General features: G+C 62.7%; 19 protein-coding genes. 4 read left to right on the top strand and 15 right to left on the bottom strand.

Going from position 1 to position 18,821, the window contains the following annotated elements:
• Nucleotides 1-7 precede the first annotated feature (7 nt).
• The 5 genes from CH289_RS08250 to CH289_RS08270 all read right to left on the bottom strand — a co-directional run bounded on the left by CH289_RS08250 (nt 8) and on the right by CH289_RS08270 (nt 5,576).
• Entirely contained in the window at nt 8-412 is a 405-nt protein-coding gene (locus CH289_RS08250; RefSeq protein WP_019665237.1) for a nuclear transport factor 2 family protein, read from the bottom strand.
• Nucleotides 409-1,890, bottom strand: coding sequence for an aldehyde dehydrogenase (locus CH289_RS08255; protein ID WP_020110380.1), 1,482 nt, complete (start codon nt 1,888-1,890; stop codon nt 409-411). Before CH289_RS08255 ends, CH289_RS08250 begins: the two co-directional genes overlap by 4 nt.
• Nucleotides 1,891-2,321: 431 nt before the next feature.
• Nucleotides 2,322-3,149, bottom strand: coding sequence for an HpcH/HpaI aldolase/citrate lyase family protein (locus CH289_RS08260; protein ID WP_231383737.1), 828 nt, complete (start codon nt 3,147-3,149; stop codon nt 2,322-2,324).
• A gap of 13 nt (nt 3,150-3,162) precedes the next feature.
• The gene (locus tag CH289_RS08265; protein WP_019665233.1) at nt 3,163-4,329 is read right to left on the bottom strand and encodes a CaiB/BaiF CoA transferase family protein; all 1,167 of its coding nucleotides are present in this window, start codon (nt 4,327-4,329) and stop codon (nt 3,163-3,165) included.
• A gap of 41 nt (nt 4,330-4,370) precedes the next feature.
• Nucleotides 4,371-5,576 (bottom strand): FAD-dependent oxidoreductase, encoded by a 1,206-nt coding sequence (locus CH289_RS08270; protein ID WP_094709272.1) that lies wholly within the window; start codon nt 5,574-5,576, stop codon nt 4,371-4,373.
• A gap of 115 nt (nt 5,577-5,691) precedes the next feature.
• On the opposite strand from CH289_RS08270, the gene CH289_RS08275 reads away from it, so the two are divergent.
• A complete protein-coding gene (locus tag CH289_RS08275) occupies nt 5,692-6,651 on the top strand; it encodes a LysR family transcriptional regulator (RefSeq protein WP_037187985.1) in 960 nt (319 codons plus the stop codon).
• On the opposite strand, the gene CH289_RS08280 is transcribed toward CH289_RS08275, so the two are convergent.
• The 8 genes from CH289_RS08280 to CH289_RS08315 form a co-directional block, all read right to left on the bottom strand.
• A complete protein-coding gene (locus CH289_RS08280; RefSeq protein WP_019665230.1) occupies nt 6,615-7,829 on the bottom strand; it encodes an NAD(P)/FAD-dependent oxidoreductase in 1,215 nt (404 codons plus the stop codon). The two genes, CH289_RS08275 and CH289_RS08280, sit on opposite strands and share 37 nt — an antisense overlap.
• Nucleotides 7,826-8,647, bottom strand: a complete 822-nt coding sequence (locus CH289_RS08285) for an HTD2 family dehydratase (RefSeq protein ID WP_019665229.1) — start codon at nt 8,645-8,647, stop codon at nt 7,826-7,828. Before CH289_RS08285 ends, CH289_RS08280 begins: the two co-directional genes overlap by 4 nt.
• Entirely contained in the window at nt 8,644-10,035 is a 1,392-nt protein-coding gene (locus CH289_RS08290; protein WP_094713631.1) for an MmgE/PrpD family protein, read from the bottom strand. The genes CH289_RS08285 and CH289_RS08290 overlap by 4 nt, the downstream gene beginning before the upstream one ends.
• Nucleotides 10,032-11,228 carry a cytochrome P450 gene (locus CH289_RS08295; protein WP_019665227.1) on the bottom strand — a complete coding sequence of 399 codons (1,197 nt, stop codon included), beginning with the start codon at nt 11,226-11,228 and terminating at the stop codon, nt 10,032-10,034. Before CH289_RS08295 ends, CH289_RS08290 begins: the two co-directional genes overlap by 4 nt.
• Nucleotides 11,225-11,416, bottom strand: coding sequence for a ferredoxin (locus tag CH289_RS08300; protein ID WP_019665226.1), 192 nt, complete (start codon nt 11,414-11,416; stop codon nt 11,225-11,227). Before CH289_RS08300 ends, CH289_RS08295 begins: the two co-directional genes overlap by 4 nt.
• A 191-nt stretch (nt 11,417-11,607) precedes the next feature.
• Nucleotides 11,608-11,892 carry an antibiotic biosynthesis monooxygenase family protein gene (locus CH289_RS08305; protein ID WP_019665225.1) on the bottom strand — a complete coding sequence of 95 codons (285 nt, stop codon included), beginning with the start codon at nt 11,890-11,892 and terminating at the stop codon, nt 11,608-11,610.
• Nucleotides 11,889-12,404 (bottom strand): flavin reductase family protein, encoded by a 516-nt coding sequence (locus CH289_RS08310; protein WP_094727746.1) that lies wholly within the window; start codon nt 12,402-12,404, stop codon nt 11,889-11,891. Before CH289_RS08310 ends, CH289_RS08305 begins: the two co-directional genes overlap by 4 nt.
• A 1-nt stretch (nt 12,405) precedes the next feature.
• Entirely contained in the window at nt 12,406-13,605 is a 1,200-nt protein-coding gene (locus tag CH289_RS08315) for an acyl-CoA dehydrogenase family protein (RefSeq protein ID WP_094727747.1), read from the bottom strand.
• Between the two features lie 590 nt (nt 13,606-14,195).
• Here CH289_RS08315 and CH289_RS08320 point away from each other — a divergent pair.
• Together CH289_RS08320 and CH289_RS08325 are read left to right on the top strand one after the other, a co-directional pair.
• Nucleotides 14,196-15,137 carry an NAD(P)H-binding protein gene (locus tag CH289_RS08320; RefSeq protein WP_094727748.1) on the top strand — a complete coding sequence of 314 codons (942 nt, stop codon included), beginning with the start codon at nt 14,196-14,198 and terminating at the stop codon, nt 15,135-15,137.
• 140 nt (nt 15,138-15,277) lie between these two features.
• Entirely contained in the window at nt 15,278-16,636 is a 1,359-nt protein-coding gene (locus tag CH289_RS08325) for an MFS transporter (RefSeq protein WP_019665221.1), read from the top strand.
• A gap of 34 nt (nt 16,637-16,670) precedes the next feature.
• On the opposite strand, the gene CH289_RS28690 is transcribed toward CH289_RS08325, so the two are convergent.
• Nucleotides 16,671-17,261, bottom strand: a complete 591-nt coding sequence (locus tag CH289_RS28690; RefSeq protein ID WP_256977079.1) for a winged helix-turn-helix transcriptional regulator — start codon at nt 17,259-17,261, stop codon at nt 16,671-16,673.
• Nucleotides 17,262-17,545: 284 nt separating this feature from the next.
• Between CH289_RS28690 and CH289_RS08335 the strand changes: the two genes are divergently transcribed.
• Complete coding sequence (locus CH289_RS08335) at nt 17,546-18,481, top strand: SDR family oxidoreductase (protein WP_094727749.1); 936 nt, start codon at nt 17,546-17,548, stop codon at nt 18,479-18,481.
• A gap of 125 nt (nt 18,482-18,606) precedes the next feature.
• Here CH289_RS08335 and CH289_RS28265 read toward each other — a convergent pair whose 3' ends face one another.
• The gene (locus tag CH289_RS28265; RefSeq protein ID WP_179276771.1) at nt 18,607-18,771 is read right to left on the bottom strand and encodes a hypothetical protein; all 165 of its coding nucleotides are present in this window, start codon (nt 18,769-18,771) and stop codon (nt 18,607-18,609) included.
• Nucleotides 18,772-18,821 lie beyond the last annotated feature (50 nt).

Below are 18,821 nucleotides of genomic sequence, written 5' to 3' on the forward strand. Positions count from 1 at the left end.
GGTTCCTCTACTGGTCTTTGCGTGAAGTACTGGATGAGGTCGGGTCGACGCCCACTTTGTTCAGGAGCCGTCCGCCGTCCGGGGACAAGCTGTAGATGGCCAGGCGGACGATCTTTCCGTTGCGAACAGTGAAGAAGTCACCGAGCACGACCGTCGACCCTGCTGTGTGGAGATCGATCTCCACGGCCACGTTCTCACCGTCAGCGATGACGTGCCGTGGAGACGGCGACATTGCGCCCGGTGCCAACCCACCGAAGTACATCCGCGATATCGCTTCCGCACCGGTGAGGGTCCCAGCTGCATTGTGCAACAGGGCATCTTCGGCGAACAGGGCACTCACCGCGCCGGCGTCACCTGCCCGCACTCCGGCGAAGTACGCGTCCACGACCTCGACGGGACTGGCCGCGGTCATGACTGCAGGTAGCGGGTCGAGGCGTACACGGACTGGTACTCGAGGTATGCGTCGATGGCTTCGGGTCCCAGTTCGCGCCCGATTCCCGAGTCCTTGAATCCACCGAACGGTGCGCCGAGATCCAGTGTGTAGTAGTTCAATCCGATGGTTCCGGTGCGAACGCGTCGAGCGACTGCCAGGGCACGGTCCTCGTCGGCACTCCAGACGGATCCACCGAGGCCGTAGTTGCTGTCATTTGCCATTCGTACCGCTTCGTCGTCCCCGCCATCGAACGGAATGAGTGCCATCACCGGGCCGAAGACCTCCTCCCGCGCCAATCGGTCGGAATTGTCCACATCGGCGAAGACAGTGGGCTGAACGAACCATCCACGATCGAGGCCGTCGGGACGTCCACCGCCGGTCACCAAGCGTGCATTCGAGTTCTTGGCGATCTCGACGTAGCCGAGCACCTTGTCGCGGTGGCCGCTGGTCGCCATCGGGCCCATGGTGGTTTCAGGATCGAGTGGATCGCCCAGGGTGTAGGCATCGGCGAAACCTGCGATCGCATCCACCACCTCGTCGTATCGAGAGCGCGCGATGAGAATGCGCGACTGCGTCGTACACGTCTGGCTGTTGTTGAGGAACGAGGCGTTGTCGAGACCCGCGAGCAGAGTGTCGATGTTCGCGTCGTCGAGGACGATCGCCGCGGACTTGCCGCCCAGCTCCAAGGTGGAACGCCGGAGCAAACGCCCGCATTCCTGTCCGATGATGCGACCGGCCTCGGTGGAGCCGGTGAAGGCAATCTTGTCGACCAATGGATGCGAGACGAGCGCGGCACCAGCGTCGCGGTCGCCGAGCACGATGTTCAGAACTCCAGCCGGCAATCCGGCCTCCTGAGCCGCGTCCGCGAACACGTACGAGTCCAGAGCCGTCTCGGGTGACGGCTTGAGAACGACCGTGCATCCAGCAGCGAGCGCAGGGGCGATCTTGAACATCGCCAGAGCCTGCGGGAAGTTCCACGGGGCGATGGCACCGACGACACCGACAGGGAGTCTACGAACGATGGTCGATCCGGCTTGGCTGGGACGAATTTCTTCGAGTTCAAGGTGTTCGACGACGTCTGCGTACATCCTCAGCAGTGCGCCGGGGGCTCCGCCGTTTAGTGCTTGGGACAGCCCGAGAATCATGCCGTTCTCGCGGCTGACCAAGGATGCGGTATCGCCTGCGCGGGCGTCGAGCGCATCGGCGAACGCGCGAAGAACGACTGCGCGTTCAGCGGCTGTCGTGCGCCCCCACGGCCCCTCGTCCAGCGCACGCCGTGCGGCGCGCACAGCGGCGTCGATATCGCCCGCGCCGCCGAGCGCGGCAACTCCGATGCGCTTTCCGGTCGCGGCCTCGATCTGGTCCCGTAACTCGACCTGGACCGGGTCAGTCCAGTTCCCATCGATGAAGAAGCGGGTGCGGTCCAAGCTGCTCGGCCGGTCGACGGTGACTGACATTGAATTCTCCTTGAGACGAGGACGGTGCGTGATCTCCCGACACCGAGTGGGGGTGCCCGACCGAGCTCGACGCGTGCTGCGTCGAGATCTCGATCACTGTCGATTTTGTGCCCTGCACCACAGCGTGCACAACGCCAGGATGTTCTCAGCGCCCATGCTCCTGACGTATCGCCGCAGGTTGAATGACATGACGGCAGATCCGACCCGTTGACACGGCGGATACTGTCGGGGGCATGTCAACGACGAGAATGCGCTACGTGCAGTGTCCGTGCGGAACGCTGATGGAAGGCGCCACCGACGATGTTCTGGTAGAGGAAGTCCATCAGCACCTTCGGTCTGAGCATCCTGGGCTCGAGTACCATCGTGACCAGATTCTGGCGATGGCGTACTGACCGTCGACCGTCGCAGCGGTGTTCAAGCCCGCCGACGGATCAGTTCGATGGCAGACCTCGTAGCAGACGGTGCGCCGCTGCGAGTATCGGCGCGTCGACCATGCGCCCGTCGACCTCGACCGCTGCACCACGAGAGGCAGCAGCGACGATCCTGCGGGCTCTCTTCACGTCTTCCTCGCTGGGGCGCAGCGCATTCCGGATCGGTTCGACCTGCGCGGGATGGATCAGAAGTTTGCCTGCCATACCTAGCTCGACGCCGTGCAGCATGTCGTCGATCGTCGATGCCGAGTCGGTCAGCTCTGTGGTGACCCCATCGATCGGAGCAGGCTTTCCGGCCAACCGTGACGCAAGGACGAGCTGCGACCGGGCGTGCAGCATCGCAGTCCGGGTGGGATGGGCGGCGACGTCCACTGCGTAGTCCAGATGGCCGAAAGCCAGACGCGCGACGGAAGGATCGCGAGCGATGCCGTTCGAATCGTGCACGCCAGCAGCCGATTCCACGAGAGCGATCACCGGACAGCTCAGTGAGCGACGAAGGTACCCGTAGTCGACGATCTCCACGGCCTTGGGAACCATCACGGCAGTCAAGCCCCGCACACCTTGGAGCGCGTCGACGTCTCTGAGGTGATGAAGCTGATCGACGGCATTGATCCGAACACACCCTCTACCTCCTCCCGACAACCATGAAGCAACGTGGGCGCGTGCGCTCGATTTGTTCTCCGAGGCCACCGCGTCCTCGAGATCGAGCACGACGACGTCGGCGCCTGCTGCCGCAGCCTTGTCGAATCGGTCCGGCCTGTCACCGGGAACGAACAGGAACGTCCTGGCGTACGCGACGAGAGCGTCCTTGTCCGCCAGTGTCGGCACACTGGGAAGCTGCTCAGGCACTGGCTGACGCCACACTGGGCGTGGCGAGCCCGAACTCAGCAAGAACTGCGTCGGTGTGCTGTCCGACCTCCGGGATCGGTGCCATCACAGCCTCGAAGTCCGACATGGTCACCGGTGGAACCAGTGCGCGCAGTTCGCCGGCAGGCGATCCATACGACCGCCAACGGTTCCTCGCTATCAGTTGCGGATGGTCGGCCAGGCCATCCATAGTGCGCAGCAAAGCATTTGCGATGGAAGCATCTTCGAGTTGCGCAGCGACCTTTTCTGCCGTCGAACTCCGGAACACCGCCTCGATGACGGCTCGAAGTTCCGCAGCGTGTTCGACCCTCAGCGAGTTTCGGCTGAAGCGAGGGTCGACGGCGAGCTCGGGTGAGTCGAGGATGCCTACGCAGAAGGTAGCCCATTCACGTTCGTTCTGGATACCCAGAAAAACATCGTTCCCGTCGCCGCACGTGAATGGACCGTAGGGCGCGATCGCCGCGTGACGTGCGCCGGCCCGTACGGGCGAAGAACCGCCGTACATCGCATAGTTCAGTGGAAAGCCCATCCATTCGGCCAAGGCCTCCAGCATCGATACCTCGATGGTGGCACCTACTCCACTTCGCTCGCGCCTGATCACCGCCGTCAGAACACCCGTATAGGCGTACATTCCCGAGGCGATGTCTGCGATAGAAATCCCGACTTTGGACGGCTCGTCCTCGGTTCCGGTGATGGAGACCAGTCCCGCTTCGCACTGCACCAGAAGGTCGTACGCCTTCTTGGCCGAGTACGGCCCGCCCTCGCCGTAACCGGAGATCGATACGTGAATCAGCCTCGGATTGCGAGCTCGGAGCTCCTCGGCACCCAAACCCAGCCGTTCGGCCGCTCCCGGAGCCAGATTCTGTACGAAGACATCGGCCCGATCTATCAACGCGTGCACAGCAGCCTGCCCCTCGTCCGTCTTCAGATCAAGCGCGACCGATTCTTTGGAGCGGTTCAACCATACGAAGTGGCTGGCAAGTCCGTTGACCGTTTCGTCGTATCCCCGCGCGAAATCACCGACTACCGGTCGCTCGATCTTGATGACGCGTGCGCCGAGGTCGGCGAGTTGTCTGGTGGCGAAGGGGGCCGCGACAGCCTGTTCCAACGACACGATCGTGAGTCCGTCGAGAGGGTTCATGCTGGTGCTTCTTTCGTTTCGGGGGTGTTCGCCGCTCCGCTTCACACGGTCAGCAGCGACGGGCTTTCGAGCGTCTTGGTGAAATACAGTGCCTCGGCCGCGAATTCTCGGTCTCGCGCCATTCGACGAAAGACCTCGAGGTCCTTTTCGCGCTTGACCGGATCCGACGAGTGGAAGAGCAGCTTCTTGTTCGACGCCGCGCGTGGGCTCGCTTTGTCCACGAACACGGTTCGCCGCTGCCGCGCGTACTCGGTCAGGATCTCGTCGCTCGCTCGGCCACGCGAGACAGCTCCGAGACCTTCGATCAGCGCATACGAGTCGAACAAACCCATGGTCAGACCGAGCCCACCGGTAGGGTTGGTCGCATGCGCGGCGTCGCCCGCAAGCAGCGCGCGACCCGAACGAAAGGCGTTGGCGGCGCGTTGATGCATCCGATAGGGAGACGCTGCGACGACGTCGATATTCTCGCCCACCTCCGGTCCGAACACGGCGGCGAGGAAGGCCGGCATCCGCTGGTCTACCGAATCGGCGGGCAGCGCAGCGTCTTCCATGTAGGTGTAGCGCCACATTCCGTGATCACCGGACTCGTCGATCTTCGCGATGATCGCTCCGTACACGTCGTCGAGGTAGAACGTCGACTGAGCCCATCCGACGCGATCATCGGGAAATCTCACGTTGGTGGCCACGAATCGCTCGGGCCACGTCATGCCTTCGAAGTCGAGCCCAAGGAGTCGCCGAACGGTCGATCCCGCACCGTCGGCACCGACAAGCCAGTGTGAACGCAGCGTGGAGATGCCATCGGGGCCGCGCACCGCGACATCGATTCCCACCGCATCCTGTTCGATCCCGGTTACTTCGTGGCTCCACAGCACACGAACGTTGTCGAAGCCGCGTAGGTCGTCGAGAATGACGGCCGCCAGCGCACCCTGGCCGAGATGCAGGTTGTACGGTCGGGCGACCTTGCCGTCGAGCGCAGCCAACCCATAGGCGATCGTCTCGCCGGTGGCCCGCACGCGGTAGGCGTAGTCCTGTTTGAGGAATCCGGCGGCGCTCGCTTTCTCCAGCAAGCCGAGGCGAGCGAGGCCGTCCAGTGTGGACCAGTGGTAGACGATGGCGCGCGGGGTGTCCTGCACGGCAGGTGCGCGCTCGACGACAGTGACACTGATCCCTTGTTGAGCAAGCCCCAGTGCGGTCAGCAACCCGGTCGGGCCGGCACCCACCACGATCACTTCTTGGTCTTCGGACACAGTTCCTCCAAACCGCATGCACGGCAGTTCGAGGCTGCCGGTTCGATGTTCACGATCCTTCACTTGGCCGCAGATGGCCAATACCATTGCAATGCCGTTGCCATACACTCGGCGCATGGACATCCGGACTGTGAAATACTTCCTGGCCGTCGCAGACGCCGGATCCGTCACCGAGGCAGCACGAATTCTGCATCTTTCCCAGCCACCGTTGAGCAGCGCGATGACAAAACTCGAGGCCGACCTCGCTGTCCAACTCTTCGAGCGTCACCCTCGCGGCATCACCCTGACCGACGCCGGGCGCTACCTGCAGAGCGCGGGTCGGCGTCTGGTCGCCGAGGAGAAACGCATCACCTCGGCACTCCGGTCGATGGGCCAAGGCCTCGAAGGCGACCTCCGACTCGGCGCCGAACCTATCGGCCTGTGGCACTTCGTCAGTGCCGCCGTCTCCGATTTCGTATCCGAGTATCCCAGAATCACACTGGAATTGGCCGACGCCAATCCGTTGGTGTTGCTCGAGAATCTGGCGAACGGATACCTCGACCTCGCCGTCGTTCCGGTGCTCGCACAGGAGCCGTTGCCGATGGTCAACGAAGTGGCCTTCACAACGACCATCCTCGCGCACTCCCCGCTCACCCTGGTGGTTCCACGCTCGTCCACGTTGAGTTCGCAACCATCCCTTCACCTCTCGGACCTGCGCCGAGAACGATGGATTCTCCCCTCGCGGCTGCCCGGCGCGCGTAGCCTGTCGAGGTTGATCGACGATCGTTTCGCCGTCGTCGGCGGCAGCCCAGATTCCGTCATCTCGGTACCGACCGTCGAGACGGCTGCCAGCTTGGTGACCGCTGGTGTCGGTGTGTCGGTGGTGAGCAGAACGCTCGCGGAACGACATCCGGGAGTGGTCGCGGTACCGGTCGAGGAGGGTTGGCCGGACCTGCCGTTGGGCGTGGTGACCCGACGCGACGGCGTCGTGACACCCGTGGCCGAACGATTCGTCGACATTCTTCGATCGCACGGTGACCGTCACGAGCCCGGAGACGATCACATCGACACAGCACCGGCGGGCAACATGGGCTGAACAGCCTTCCATGATGTCGGACGCCGCAGCAAAGCACGGAGTTTCACGAATTCTGCGCGCCGTTCGAAGGCGATAACGCCCGTGACCGTATCGCCCTTCCGGTACACGAACAACGAACCGCCGTCTTCTCGGCTCTCGACCACTTCTTCGGACCCGGTGAGGAAACCCGCGAACTGAATACGAACACCGTGTTGATCGGACCAGAAGTACGGGACCGTTGCACACTCGATCGAAGGCAGATCGGACACCGTATTTGCGGCATTGATGCCGGCCACGCGCCCGTGTTCGGCCGCGTTCGTCCAGTGTTCGATGCGCATGGTGGCGTCGAATCGCCCGTTCGGCCACTGCACCACATCACCCGCAGCGAATACCCGGTCGGCGGCCCGGAGCGTGGCGTCGCACAGGATCCCATTACCGAGCGTCAACCCCGACGGCTCCAACCACTGCGTCGCCGGGCGTACGCCGATACCGACCAGAATGACGTCGGCGGGTACAGTCCTGCCGCTGGCAAGTCGTAACACTCGGGCGTCGACGGAGTCCTCGACGCCCACCACCCCATCGCCGAGTTCGAGTGTGACACCGCGGTCTCTGTGCAGCGCTGCGTATTCCGCTGCAACCAGGTCGCCGAAACGGCCCAGTGGCCGTTCGGCAAGATCGACGATGGTGACGTCCCGGCCGTCCTTGGCCAGCGTCGCCGCGAACTCGCCACCGATGAAACCGGCTCCGATCACCGCGACAGAGCGACTTCGGTCGGAGACGGCCGCTCGCAGGTCGGCCGCGTCGCCGAATCGTCTCAATACGAACACATTCGGTAGATCTCGAAACATCGGTGGAAGGATCGGTTCGCATCCGATGGCCAGAACCACTGCACCGTAATCGATGTCGCCTCCGCTGGTGCCGACACGTCGACTGGTGACGTCGAGGTTCGTCACGCGGGTATTCAGCTCGAACCGAACACCGTGCTCGCGTAGACCTGCCACGGATGGATAGGTGAGTTCTGCCAGATCGAGGCTGTCGGTCAATGCGATCTTCGACAGCGGGGGACGCTCGTAGGGCAGGTGTGGATCATCGCTGGCCAACGTCACCGACAACTCGGGCGCATGGCGCGTGATCGCCTCCGCCGCGCGCACTGCAGCGACGGAGCCACCGACGATGAGGACGTCAGCGGTGTGTGTCATCGGGCGAGTCCTTCGGTCAGAGTTCCGCGGGCACAGACGACACCCGCGGCGCTTCGTACCTCGGCACCGCTGACGAGCCCCTCCCGAGCAGGCACGACTGTGAAGGTTTGCGGACGAGTCATCGGTGAGATCAGTCGATAGTCGAAAGTTCTGCTCTGCAGCGAGATTCCCTGTCGCCTCATGTGTTCGGCCATCATGAACGCCAACAGCGGGCCGTGTACCACGAGTCCGTCGTAACCTTCCTTACGACACCACTCGAGATCGTAGTGAATCCGATGCGAGTTGTAGGTCAACGACGAGAACCGAAACAGAAGCTTCTCGTCGACCGACAGAGACAGCGACGGTTCGGCCACCGGATCCGTCGCGGGAGCGGGCGTGGGCAAGGGCGCAGATCCACCGTCGCGATAGACGATGTCCTGCTCTTCGCGGATCATCAACTCACCGTTCTGCGTGATCTCGTGCAGCACGGTCGTGAATGTGAGGGCGCCGGTGCGTCCCACCTTGTCCACCGACTTCGCGATGGAGGTGACCTTCGTGGCGGGCTCGCCGATGCGGAGGGATCCGAACGTGGTGACCCGTCCGCCGGCGAACATCCGCCGTCGTCCCGCACTGGGAGGCGCGGGAATGCCGACAACGGCGTGGCCGTCCTCACCGAGGTCGCGCTCGGCATCGCGTGGCAGCAGGTACAGCCAATGCCAGATCGGTGGAACGACGTCGCCGATTCCGTGCGGGGTCTCGATGTCGAGGACTGCCGCCATCGACTCGGCCGGGACGGACGAGATCACCTCGCTACGTTCTATCGTGTTCGGAGAGTTCATGATGTCGGTGCCCTTTCGGCTGTCAGAACGGCAAGGAGTTCGGTCAGGTCGTCAGCGGTGTCCAAGTTCTCGACTGCGGAGACGAGACGGGCTGCCACGTCGGGTCCGACAGCCTCGAGCAGTACGGTCGCCTTCTCCACCACGTCCTCGTGGGTCATGGGTGTCACCGCGGATCCGCGGGCGTCGGTAGGATTCCCAGCGTCGACGGTGATCGTCTCGCCGTCGGTCAGCGCGAAGGTCAGCCTCGGGCCGTCTTCTATCTGGATCGACTCGTCGACGACCATCGACACCTTGTCGAACACAGCGGAGATGCGCGGCTCGGTCAGTCGAGGTGGATCGTAGTCCTGCAAGCCGAGATGACTCCCGCACAATGCGAGGCTGACGGCATAGGGGAGGCTGAACTGCGCGTCGAACACTGACTCGATCGGAGAGACCGACAGCATGTTCACTGCGGTGGAACCGGCGGTGATCGTCACCGATTCGATACTTTCAGGAACCAGGCTACGTTGGGCAACAACAGCTTTTACCGCATCTACCGCGGAGTGACTGCCTCGACAGCAGGCATAGGGCTTGAGGTAGGACGACGCCACGTTGAAGTCGGAGCCGAGATTGCGCAGTGCTCGATCGGTATGCCCGACACCCCCAGCCATCACGGAATACAACCCTCCCCATTCGGCTTCGAACACTCGCCGCGGTCCGGTGATTCCCCCGGCTGCGAGAAGCGCTGCGTCGACACCGGTCTCGCCCGCTTTGCCGGGGTGCAACCGCTTGGTGAGTGCGCCGTCGTCGATGAACGCCCAGACACCACCGGTGAAGGAACCGGCGATCCCCAGCGCGTCCGCAAACGACTCGGCCTCTGCGCCGAGGCATTTCGCAGCCGCAGCAGCCGCACCGAGGCTGCCCATGGTTCCACTCGAGTGCCACCCGCGATCGGTATGCGCAGCGAAACCGCCGAGCGCACCGAGAGCGCGATATCCCACGTCGTATCCCGCGACAACAGCGGCAATGAGCTCGCGGCCGCTGCACCCCGCACGCTCCCCTACCGCGAGCGCAGCCGGAAGAACCGTCGAGCCTGCATGTCCGGCACCACCGCCGTCGTCGAAATCTCTTGCGTGAGCTGATGTTCCGTTCACCAGCGCGGCGTGCGCGGGTACGAATCTGTGATCGGTCCCCCAGACCAGTGAACCGGTAGGAGAGGACGAACACGACGCCAGTGCCGTCGTCACCGCTCGCACCTCCGGGGTGGCCGCTCCGACCAGCGCGACGGCGAGCGTGTCGAGGATGTGGTCCTTGACTCCGTCGATCACCTCGGACGGGAGGTCGCCGTATTCCGTCTTCGCCCACAGTTGCGCGAGGTGCTCTGTCACCGAAGGTTCGGGATTGTTCACGAGATGTCCTTCGACACCGACGGCCCGAGATCCACCGCCAGCGACCCGACCAACCACCGTCCGCCGCCGTGCCCGATGTCGGTGCCCTCGTCGACGACGGTCGCCTCGGGATACCTGTCGAGGAGGAAGCGAACGACCTCTTCCATTTCCACTTTCGCGAGACTCTGTCCCAGGCAACCGTGAAGCCCGGTACTGAAGGTCAGCGGCTGGTTCCGTCGACGATCCAAATCGAAGTCGTCGGGGTTCTCGAACCGTTCCGGGTCGCGATTGGCTGACCAGACGGCCACGTGGACATCGGATCCTGCCGGAATCACAGTGTCGGCAAGTTCGATGTCGGCGGACGCGATCTTGCTGACGATGCCAGGCCTAGGGTAGAGGCGGCATGCCTCGACGACGGCGGCCGGGATGAGAGAGGGGTCGCTGCGCAGCCGCTTCCACGTGTCGCGCTCGCGAAGCAGCGTCCACACCACGAGGCCGGTCTGGTGAGCGGTGTTCACCGAACTGGCCTCGAGCATCGCGGTTGCTTCGCTCAGCAGCTCCTCCGAATCGAGCTTGCCCTCGTCCTCCTGGCGAATGAGGAACGACAGCATGTCGTCGCCGAGTCCGATCTCCCGTTTGCGTGCGATCAACGCGCGCAGATAGGTGAACAGCTCGTCGTACGATGCGAGGATCGAGTCGGTCAGACGTGGATCTCGCTGCAGCAGCGCGAGGGTTCCTGCGGACAGGCGAGCAACGAGCGGGGCATCCTCAGCGGGAGCCCCGGCCAGGTGGCAATAGATTCGAGCCGGAATCTTCTGCGCGATAGCCGCATTGAGGTCGACGGGCCCGCTCGCGCCCCGACCAGGGTCGATATCGTCGAGGATACCGCGTAGTACCGCGCGGATGTCCTCAACAGTGGTCGGTCCCATGAATCGGGCTAGCGGAGTACGCAAACGTATGTGCCGCTTGCCCTCGGCCATGATCACGCTCTTGGAACGGAAGTCGTGAACGGGACCCTCGGTGATACCGAACTGCTCCATCAACGTCAACGCGGCGTTGATGAATCGGTTGTCACGCAGGACTGCGGTCGCGAGCTCGAAGTCCAGAACGGCGAACCCGTAATCGCCCTGCACGAGCGACCGGCCGTCGACGGCACCGCCCGTGTGCTCAGAAGAATCGGGCGCAAAAGGATCGAAGGCGTGAACTGTACTCATGAGCGTGAAATCGCTCCCATCGGGCAGCAGAGCACAACCTCGTCGAGGTCCTCCGCGCGGTCGTCGGTGACGCTGGTCGCGAGCTGCTCGAGCAATCCGTTGTCGGCAATGGCGAACACGTCGGGCATGAGAGCAGCGCAGGTGCCATTGGCGTCGCATCGCGCGAAATCTATCGAGACTTCGATCATGACTGGGTCCTTCCTAACGTTGGCCGGTGCGGTAGGCGGTCGACACCGTCCTTGCGCCCACCGAGCCGGAAACTATGTCCTACGACACAGTCTCGATCTCCTCGGAGTATTTGACAAATATTAAAAAGACGCCCCATGCATACATTTCACGTATGCCTGGGACGCCTTCGCCGGACGTGGCTGCAGCGTCATCACAGCTGGTAATGGACCACCCGGGGCGGCCCGGCACACAGTGGCTGCAGAAGCTCTCTCACCTGCGCACCGGCGTCGGACGCCGCGAACATTTCGGTGTGGTCCTCGAGTCGGTCCCAGTGCGCGACAAGCAGGAAAGTACGGGGTGTGTCCACGCTGCTCAACAGCCTGGCATCACTGCACCCGTGCGCACCCAGCAAGAGTGTGCGCACGTCGGAGAACGACGATTCGAGGTCCTTTCCCAGACCCGGTTTCACCTCGATCTCGACGTGTTCGGCGATCATCGCTGACCCGACATGTCGACGAAGCGGCCACGCAGGAAGATCAGCGGCTGCTCGGCATCCCGTTTCACAACGTCGAGTACCTTGCCCACAACGTGCAGGTGGTCCCCGATCCGGTCGACCCGATACGGCGCGCACTCGACGGTGACCGTCGCACCGTCGAGCAGCGGCACACCTCGGGCGGAGCGGGTCCACGCGACCCCACTGAAGCGATCCCGCCCACGTCGCGAAAACGCGCGACACATCTCCTCCGATTGCGACCCGAGAACATTGATACCGAAAAACTCGGCTTCGGAAATCAGCGGCCACGTCGTGGACCCGAGGTCGACGTAGAACGCCACCAACCGCGGATCCAAGGAAACGGAGGTGAAGGTGCCCACCGTCATTCCAGCCGGACCTGCATCGGTCGTCGCGGTGATGATCGAAACCGACGTCGGAATGTGGCTCATCACTTGGCGATACGCCTCCGGACCGAGAGTCGTCGCGGTCGTGCCGTCCGCTGCTGGGACCGTCATGTCAGAGGCCGATGGTCGGATCGTAGTTGCCGAGCAGCTGTCGGCCGTACGCTTCACGTCCGATCTCGGGAGTGACCAGCGCATGCCGTGCGGCAGTCTCGCTGTCTCGCCAGATCCGAGCGAGTACATTGACGTCGGCGAAGGAGCCGGCGCCGTTGGCGGTGAGCAGGTAGTCGATCTCTTCTTTGACCAGCTCAGCCACCACACCGGTGTCGTTTCGAATCCGCGCGAGAATCTCGGGGCTGGGCAACTCGTGCTCGACTGCGGCGCCGTCGATGTCCGAGGCCATCGCGTCGATCAGTAGTTCGGCGAGACGGAGCTTGGTAGCCGCGCGCGCCACACCCAGCTGATGCGTCGGCGAATCCTTGGCCTGGCCGTATGCGGTATAGGCCACGGGCTTCTTCGGCAGCTTCTCGCGAGTCAGCTCTAGCGCGTGACGCCCGAGGCCGATTTGAGGGGCCACGAGTATCCCTGCCGCTACTGCGTTGAACGGCATCGAGGCGATGTGCTCTTCGGTGAACGGCGAACGGAACTTAGAGGCGAACATGTCGGCCACCGGCTGGACGCGGTACTCGGGCACGAAGTGATCTTTGACCACGATTGTGTCGCTACCTGTTCCCTGCATGCCTGCCACGAACCACGTCGGCTCAATGGTGAAGGCCTCGGCCGGAATCAGCGCCATCCCCGGAGCGCCCCCCTCGAGCGTGATGGTCAGGCTCGCCCACTGAGCAGCGAACGACCCCGAGGCATACGGCCACTTTCCACTGACCAGGTAGCCGCCTTCGACCTTCTCGCTCTTGTCACCCGGCGAGAAAATGCCGCAGATTCGTGCACTCCGGTTCGATCCGAACACGTCTTCTTGCGCCTGGGTGGTGTTGGTGCTGCCGTATGCCGTGGCAAGCAGGGTGAGAGCCGTGACCCAGCCGGTCGAACCGTCGCCGCGCGCGATTTCGGCCACTACGTCGCAGGCGGTTTTGAACGTCGCACCCTGTCCACCCCAGCGTTTGGGCACCATCACGTGGAACAACCCCGCCGACGCGATCGCATCGATTACCTCGGGAGATACTTTGCGGTTCCTCGTGGCATCGGCTGCGTGTTCGCGAATGAGCGGAATCAGCGCGGTGGCTCGGGCCACCAGGTCTACGTCGGACACCTCGATCGCGTCGAGATCGGCGAGTTCGTTGTTGGCGAGCTGGGTCATGATCGTGTCTCTTTCTGATGAGAGGACGGATCTCGATGGGGTTTGGTGACCCCGATCACGTCTGGCTACTCAAGAATGTGACGCGGCCGCCACTGTCGCAATGACACAAAGTTGGCCGATTCCATGCACCAAGCACATCGAGGCTGGTGATCGGGATCAAATGAAGCGATCGACAAGGTCGCAGACCCCGAATCATCGGCCACCCCGACCGACAGCAGAAGGGTACGAAGTGGTCGGACTGGTGGGGTGTGCCACCCGGACGCCCAGTGCCTTGTGTCGAAGATCGACAGGAGAGTCGACGTCACCAGGCTCGGCCTCGATCGCCCTTTCGTCGAATCCTGCATGACACCTACCGAAAACACTCGGCTTGCGCCATTGCACGAAGCTCGCGTCCGCTGGCACGCCGTTCGGTGCAGGCGAGCGAGGCTCGCCGACCTTCTGAACTGGGTCGATGCTCCTTACGTATGGAGTGCACGACGATCTTGACTGTGGACCGCGAGGCTCGGCAGTGGTCGGATGTAACTCACGTCACAAGCAGTGGACGCGGAAGCGGTACGACATAGTCCTATCGCCCACCACAAGGAGCACACATGAGTCGAACAATCATCAGTGGAGCATCCGGAGATCTCGGACGCCGAGTTACCGGACTACTCCTCGCAGCAGACCCCGACCGAGAATTGATCTTGACCACCCGCACGCCCGAGAAGCTGGCTCACCTGAAGTCGGACAAAGTCCAGATCCGGCACAGCGATTACCAATACCCGCCGACGGTCCAGGACGCGTACGAGGGTGGTGACGTGCTCTTCCTCATCAGCGGTCTCAACCTCGGACGGCGTGTGTCCGAGCACCGTGCCGCAATCGCTGCCGCGCAGCACGCGGGCGTCCAGCACATCGTGTATACCTCGGTCGGCGGAGTCCAGCCGGGCAACCCGGCACTGTCGGCTCGCGATCACTTGCAGACCGAAGCCGACCTGCGAAACTCGGGAATCCGCTACACCTTCTTGCGCAACCATCTCTACGCGGAGATCGTCAGCAACATTCTAGTAGCGCCGGCCGTGCCGTCGGGCGTCCTGTCGCAGGCCACCGGCGACGGCATGTTCGCTCCCGTCGCCAAGGACGACGTCGCCCGCTCCGCGGCGGAATGCCTCATGCACCCAGAGGCACATGCCGGCCGGATCTACGAGATTACCGGTCCTGAGCTCCTCGACTTTCACCAAATCGCTGCCCTCGCCTCTCACCTGCACTCCTCTCCGCTCGAGTACAAGCCGGTATCGGAAGAGGAGCGTCTGAGCTTCTTCGACGCCGTGGGAATACCCCGCACCTACGACCCGAACATGCCCCCCAGCCCCGATGGTCATCTATGGGCCAGCGACGAACTGGTCTCTGCCGAAATCGGTCTGGCACAGGGATTTCAGGCACTTCAGAGCCGCCACGTACAGCAGATCACGGGGCGTGAGCCGGAGCCGCTCGCCAGCGTCATGGAACGAGTTCGCGAAGTTCGCTACGACAAGATCGACGCGACCGTCGCGTGAGATTGCGCCAGGAGCGTAGCGACGACGACAGTCGTTGCTACGCTCCCGGCATCGTTCCTGAAAGACGGTCTCCTCCCGCCTCGCGCCTCCTACCCGAAGCCTCTCGGAGGCCTAGACACACCATTGATGGAGCCAAGGACATGAGTACCCCTGTCGACCCGACACGGACCGAGCAGTCCCCGCACGCTCGCGACCCCGGTGACGATCGGACGCGCGCGAAGCAGATACGACGCGTAGTGTTTTCCAGCTACCTGGGCAGCACCATCGAGTACTACGACTTTCTGCTGTACGCGACGGCTGCGGCCATCGTGTTCGCGCCTGTCTTCTTTTCCGATCTCTCGCCGGTGGCGGGCACGATTGCCTCGCTGGGGACGTTCGCGGCCGGATATCTGGCACGACCGTTGGGAGGCGCGATTTTCGGCCACTTCGGTGATCGCTTCGGACGCAAATCGATGCTGCTCGTGTCGATGTCTGTAATGGGCGGTGCGTCGTTTCTCATCGGCCTGGTACCACCCGCGTCTGCGATCGGCTCGTGGGGGGCGATCATTCTGGTGCTGCTGCGAGTGGCGCAAGGCATCGCCATCGGCGGCGAATGGGGCGGAGCCACATTGATGTCTTTGGAGCACGTAGGAGATCGCAGGCGCGGATTCGCAGCGGCATTCACCAACGCGGGAGCCCCGACTGGATCACTGCTCGGAACAATCGCTCTCGCGGTGGTGACGCGACTTCCTGAGGACCAATTCCTCTCGTGGGGATGGCGAATTCCGTTCCTGTTTTCCGCTGTTCTGCTGCTGCTCGGCTTGTTCGTCAGAAGCCGCGTCGCCGAGAGTCCGGTGTTCCAAGAAGCCATGGCGCAGCGTGAATCAACCGGTAGCGCATCTCTTCCCATCATGCAGATACTGCGTCGGCCACGAAATGTGATTCTTGTGGCCGGAGGCTGCATGGCCAGCGTCGCGATTCAGATCATGTTCGCCACGTTCGGGGTCGGCTACGCAACGAACTCCGGGGTCGACCGATCGGATGTTTTGGTCGGGTTCGCGATCTGCCAATTCATCGCGATTTTCGCGCTGCTCGGTTTCGCCAGACTTTCGGACCGCATAGGACGGCGGCCGGTGATGCTCGCAGGCCTAGCCGGCTTCGCATTGTTCGTGTTTCCGATCCTGTCCATGCTCGCGTCCGGTGATACCGCATTGGTCACTCTCGCATTCATACTGGGCTTCAGCATGTTCCAGTCCGCGACGTTCGGGCCGATGGCGGCATTCATCGCCGAACAGTTCGGTACGTCGGCTCGATACACCGGCGCTTCTCTGGGGTACCAGGCCGCGACACTTCTCGGAGCCGGTTTCACACCCGTAATCCTCGTGTCGCTGCAAGCAGCCGCGGACGGAAGCGTATATCCGGTCGCGGGATTTATGATCACACTTTCCGTAGTCAGCGCAGTTTTCATCGCTTTCACTGGAGAGAGCAATGATCGAGATCTAGCGACGTACCAACACTGACCGCATTCAACCCACGCACCTGTACCGATGGATTCTATGAACAGTGCCCACCGGGACCACATTCAGCCGTAGTGTCTCCACGCGATGCAGAGTCGTACGATGCACGAGCCTCATCGATTTGGTCCGAATGTCGGAAGCCCCAGTCGATCACGGTCATGATCAAGTCGGACAGTTCCCGCCCTAAAGGCGTCAGAGCGTACTCGACGTGCTTGCGAGCGTCGGCAACCTCGGTTCTGGTGTACATACCGTCGCGTTCGAGCATCCGAAGATTGTGGGTGAGCATCTTCCGAGACAGCGGATGACCGGGATCCAGGGTCCCAAGTAGCCGTCTCATGGCCGACGGGCGCAGCGAACCGACCCGCGAGATCACCAAAAGCCAGTTCCTCCAATAGTTTCCGACGTGTCCAACGATCCCGACGACTGGGCGTTTCTGTCCCTGTCGAACTCCAGAAGCGGCGCCGCTAGGTTGCGGAAGAGGTCGCGCGAAGCGTCTCCGCCATTCCGGCTGTGGGCTTGTACCCGCGGGATCCGCGCTGCATCGCTGGCAGAAAGAATCTGTTTCGGATTGGCGTCGTGTTGAGGACGAGTGGAGTGAAAAGCGGATCGGGTGTGCACCGATCCACATCCAACACTGTCGAATCTGGTTGCATGTGAGCACCTTTCATAGCGGCGTGAGACTTCGGTCACGTTACGTGCGTCACTGTTGCGTTGACAATTGGGAACCTTTAAGTGCCTTGCTCCCTCAGGTTCGTCGGTGCCTGCGACTCTCGCAACAGGCACCAATGGAGTCGGACCCGATCCTTCATGCTTGGCACGCATGACTGCAGCCAAGTACGTGATGTTGCCTAGGTCACTCCATCGCGTCACGATGGACCGCATTACAAGTTTCGACCTTGATGGAGGATCTTCGTGACCCGGATTGTTATCAGCGGCGCGTCAGGCGATTTGGCCCGCCGCGTCACCAAGCAGCTAATCGCCGCGGATCCGCTTCGCGACCTGACTCTCGTCACCCGAACTCCCGCCGGCATCGACGTCGACGGACCGAATGTCAGCGTTCGTCCCGGAGATTTCGCAAAGCCCGAGCTCTTCCACGAGGCATACCGCGGCGGCGATATTTTGTTCCTCGTGAGCGGCCTGAATCTGGGTCGTCGAACTATCGAACATCGAAACGCGATCGAAGCGGCGAAGAAAGCAGGAATCGGCCATATCGTCTACACCTCGGTCGGTGGAGTACAGCCGGGCAATCCGGCTCTGTCGGCCATTGATCACTACGAGACCGAGCAAGACCTGCGCACCAGCGGCTTGGCGTACACCATACTGCGAAACGCGCTCTACGCCGAGATCGTCAGTGCGATTTGGCTGGCACCCGCCGCGCGCGAAGGAGTACTCGAGATGGCCACAGGGCACGGGGCTTTGGCACCGGTATCCAAGGTTGATGTCGCACGGGCGGCGTCAGCCATCCTCACTGCCCCGGACAGGCACGTGGGGGCCGTGTACGAAATCACGGGACCCGAGCTTCTGTCGATGACCGAAATCGTACGTCTCGGATCGGAGGCCTTTGGCACAGACATTTCATACAGACCCGTCTCGGAACAGGAACGGCTCGACTTCTTCGACTCGGTCGGAATGCCGCGCACCTATGACCCGAACATGCAACCTAGTCCCGACGGTCATATGTGGGCGAGTGACGAACTGGTTTCAGCCGACGTAGCGGTTGCCTGCGGCTACCAGGCGCTGCTGTCCAGACACGTCGAACAAATCACCGGGCAGCCGCCCATTTCACTGCGCTCGGTGCTCGACACCATGAAAGGTGTTCGGTACGACCGGATCGGCACTCTGGTGTAATCCAGTTGCTACAGCTCGATCCACCTTCCGTCACTCGCTCACTCGTCACGGTGTCGAAACGGTACACAGTCCGCTGAGCTGGGGTTCCACCGTCGATCGACTTGGTTGGGGCGGTCCAAACCGACTCAGAATCCGAAGAAGGCATCAAGCGACATACGAATACCTGTGACGTCGACGATGCCCACGCGGCGGTCGTCCGCTCGGCCCGCCGGTACTTCGAGCACATCGGCGCCCGCGAACACGCACTCGCGCTGGAAGAACCGGGCGCTGCGGACCGCGGCGTGATCCACAACCGTCCCGACTGACAAACGGCCCCGTACCGCGCCTTCGGTTCTACTAT

It is taken from the genome of Rhodococcus sp. RS1C4, from assembly GCF_002258225.1.
In the GTDB taxonomy this organism is placed as follows: Bacteria; Actinomycetota; Actinomycetes; order Mycobacteriales; family Mycobacteriaceae; genus Rhodococcoides; species Rhodococcoides fascians_E.

What these genes read in the sequence shown, in the direction of transcription:
- CH289_RS08250 (WP_019665237.1), bottom strand. Translation starts at nt 412, where the DNA reads ATGACCGCGGCCAGTCCCGTCGAGGTCGTGGACGCGTACTTCGCCGGA.
- CH289_RS08255 (WP_020110380.1), bottom strand. Translation starts at nt 1,890, where the DNA reads ATGTCAGTCACCGTCGACCGGCCGAGCAGCTTGGACCGCACCCGCTTC.
- CH289_RS08265 (WP_019665233.1), bottom strand. Translation starts at nt 4,329, where the DNA reads ATGAACCCTCTCGACGGACTCACGATCGTGTCGTTGGAACAGGCTGTC.
- CH289_RS08275 (WP_037187985.1), top strand. Translation starts at nt 5,692, where the DNA reads ATGGACATCCGGACTGTGAAATACTTCCTGGCCGTCGCAGACGCCGGA.
- CH289_RS08280 (WP_019665230.1), bottom strand. Translation starts at nt 7,829, where the DNA reads ATGACACACACCGCTGACGTCCTCATCGTCGGTGGCTCCGTCGCTGCA.
- CH289_RS08285 (WP_019665229.1), bottom strand. Translation starts at nt 8,647, where the DNA reads ATGAACTCTCCGAACACGATAGAACGTAGCGAGGTGATCTCGTCCGTC.
- CH289_RS08295 (WP_019665227.1), bottom strand. Translation starts at nt 11,228, where the DNA reads ATGAGTACAGTTCACGCCTTCGATCCTTTTGCGCCCGATTCTTCTGAG.
- CH289_RS08300 (WP_019665226.1), bottom strand. Translation starts at nt 11,416, where the DNA reads ATGATCGAAGTCTCGATAGATTTCGCGCGATGCGACGCCAATGGCACC.
- CH289_RS08305 (WP_019665225.1), bottom strand. Translation starts at nt 11,892, where the DNA reads ATGATCGCCGAACACGTCGAGATCGAGGTGAAACCGGGTCTGGGAAAG.
- CH289_RS08310 (WP_094727746.1), bottom strand. Translation starts at nt 12,404, where the DNA reads ATGACGGTCCCAGCAGCGGACGGCACGACCGCGACGACTCTCGGTCCG.
- CH289_RS08315 (WP_094727747.1), bottom strand. Translation starts at nt 13,605, where the DNA reads ATGACCCAGCTCGCCAACAACGAACTCGCCGATCTCGACGCGATCGAG.
- CH289_RS08320 (WP_094727748.1), top strand. Translation starts at nt 14,196, where the DNA reads ATGAGTCGAACAATCATCAGTGGAGCATCCGGAGATCTCGGACGCCGA.
- CH289_RS08325 (WP_019665221.1), top strand. Translation starts at nt 15,278, where the DNA reads ATGAGTACCCCTGTCGACCCGACACGGACCGAGCAGTCCCCGCACGCT.
- CH289_RS28690 (WP_256977079.1), bottom strand. Translation starts at nt 17,261, where the DNA reads ATGTGGATCGGTGCACACCCGATCCGCTTTTCACTCCACTCGTCCTCA.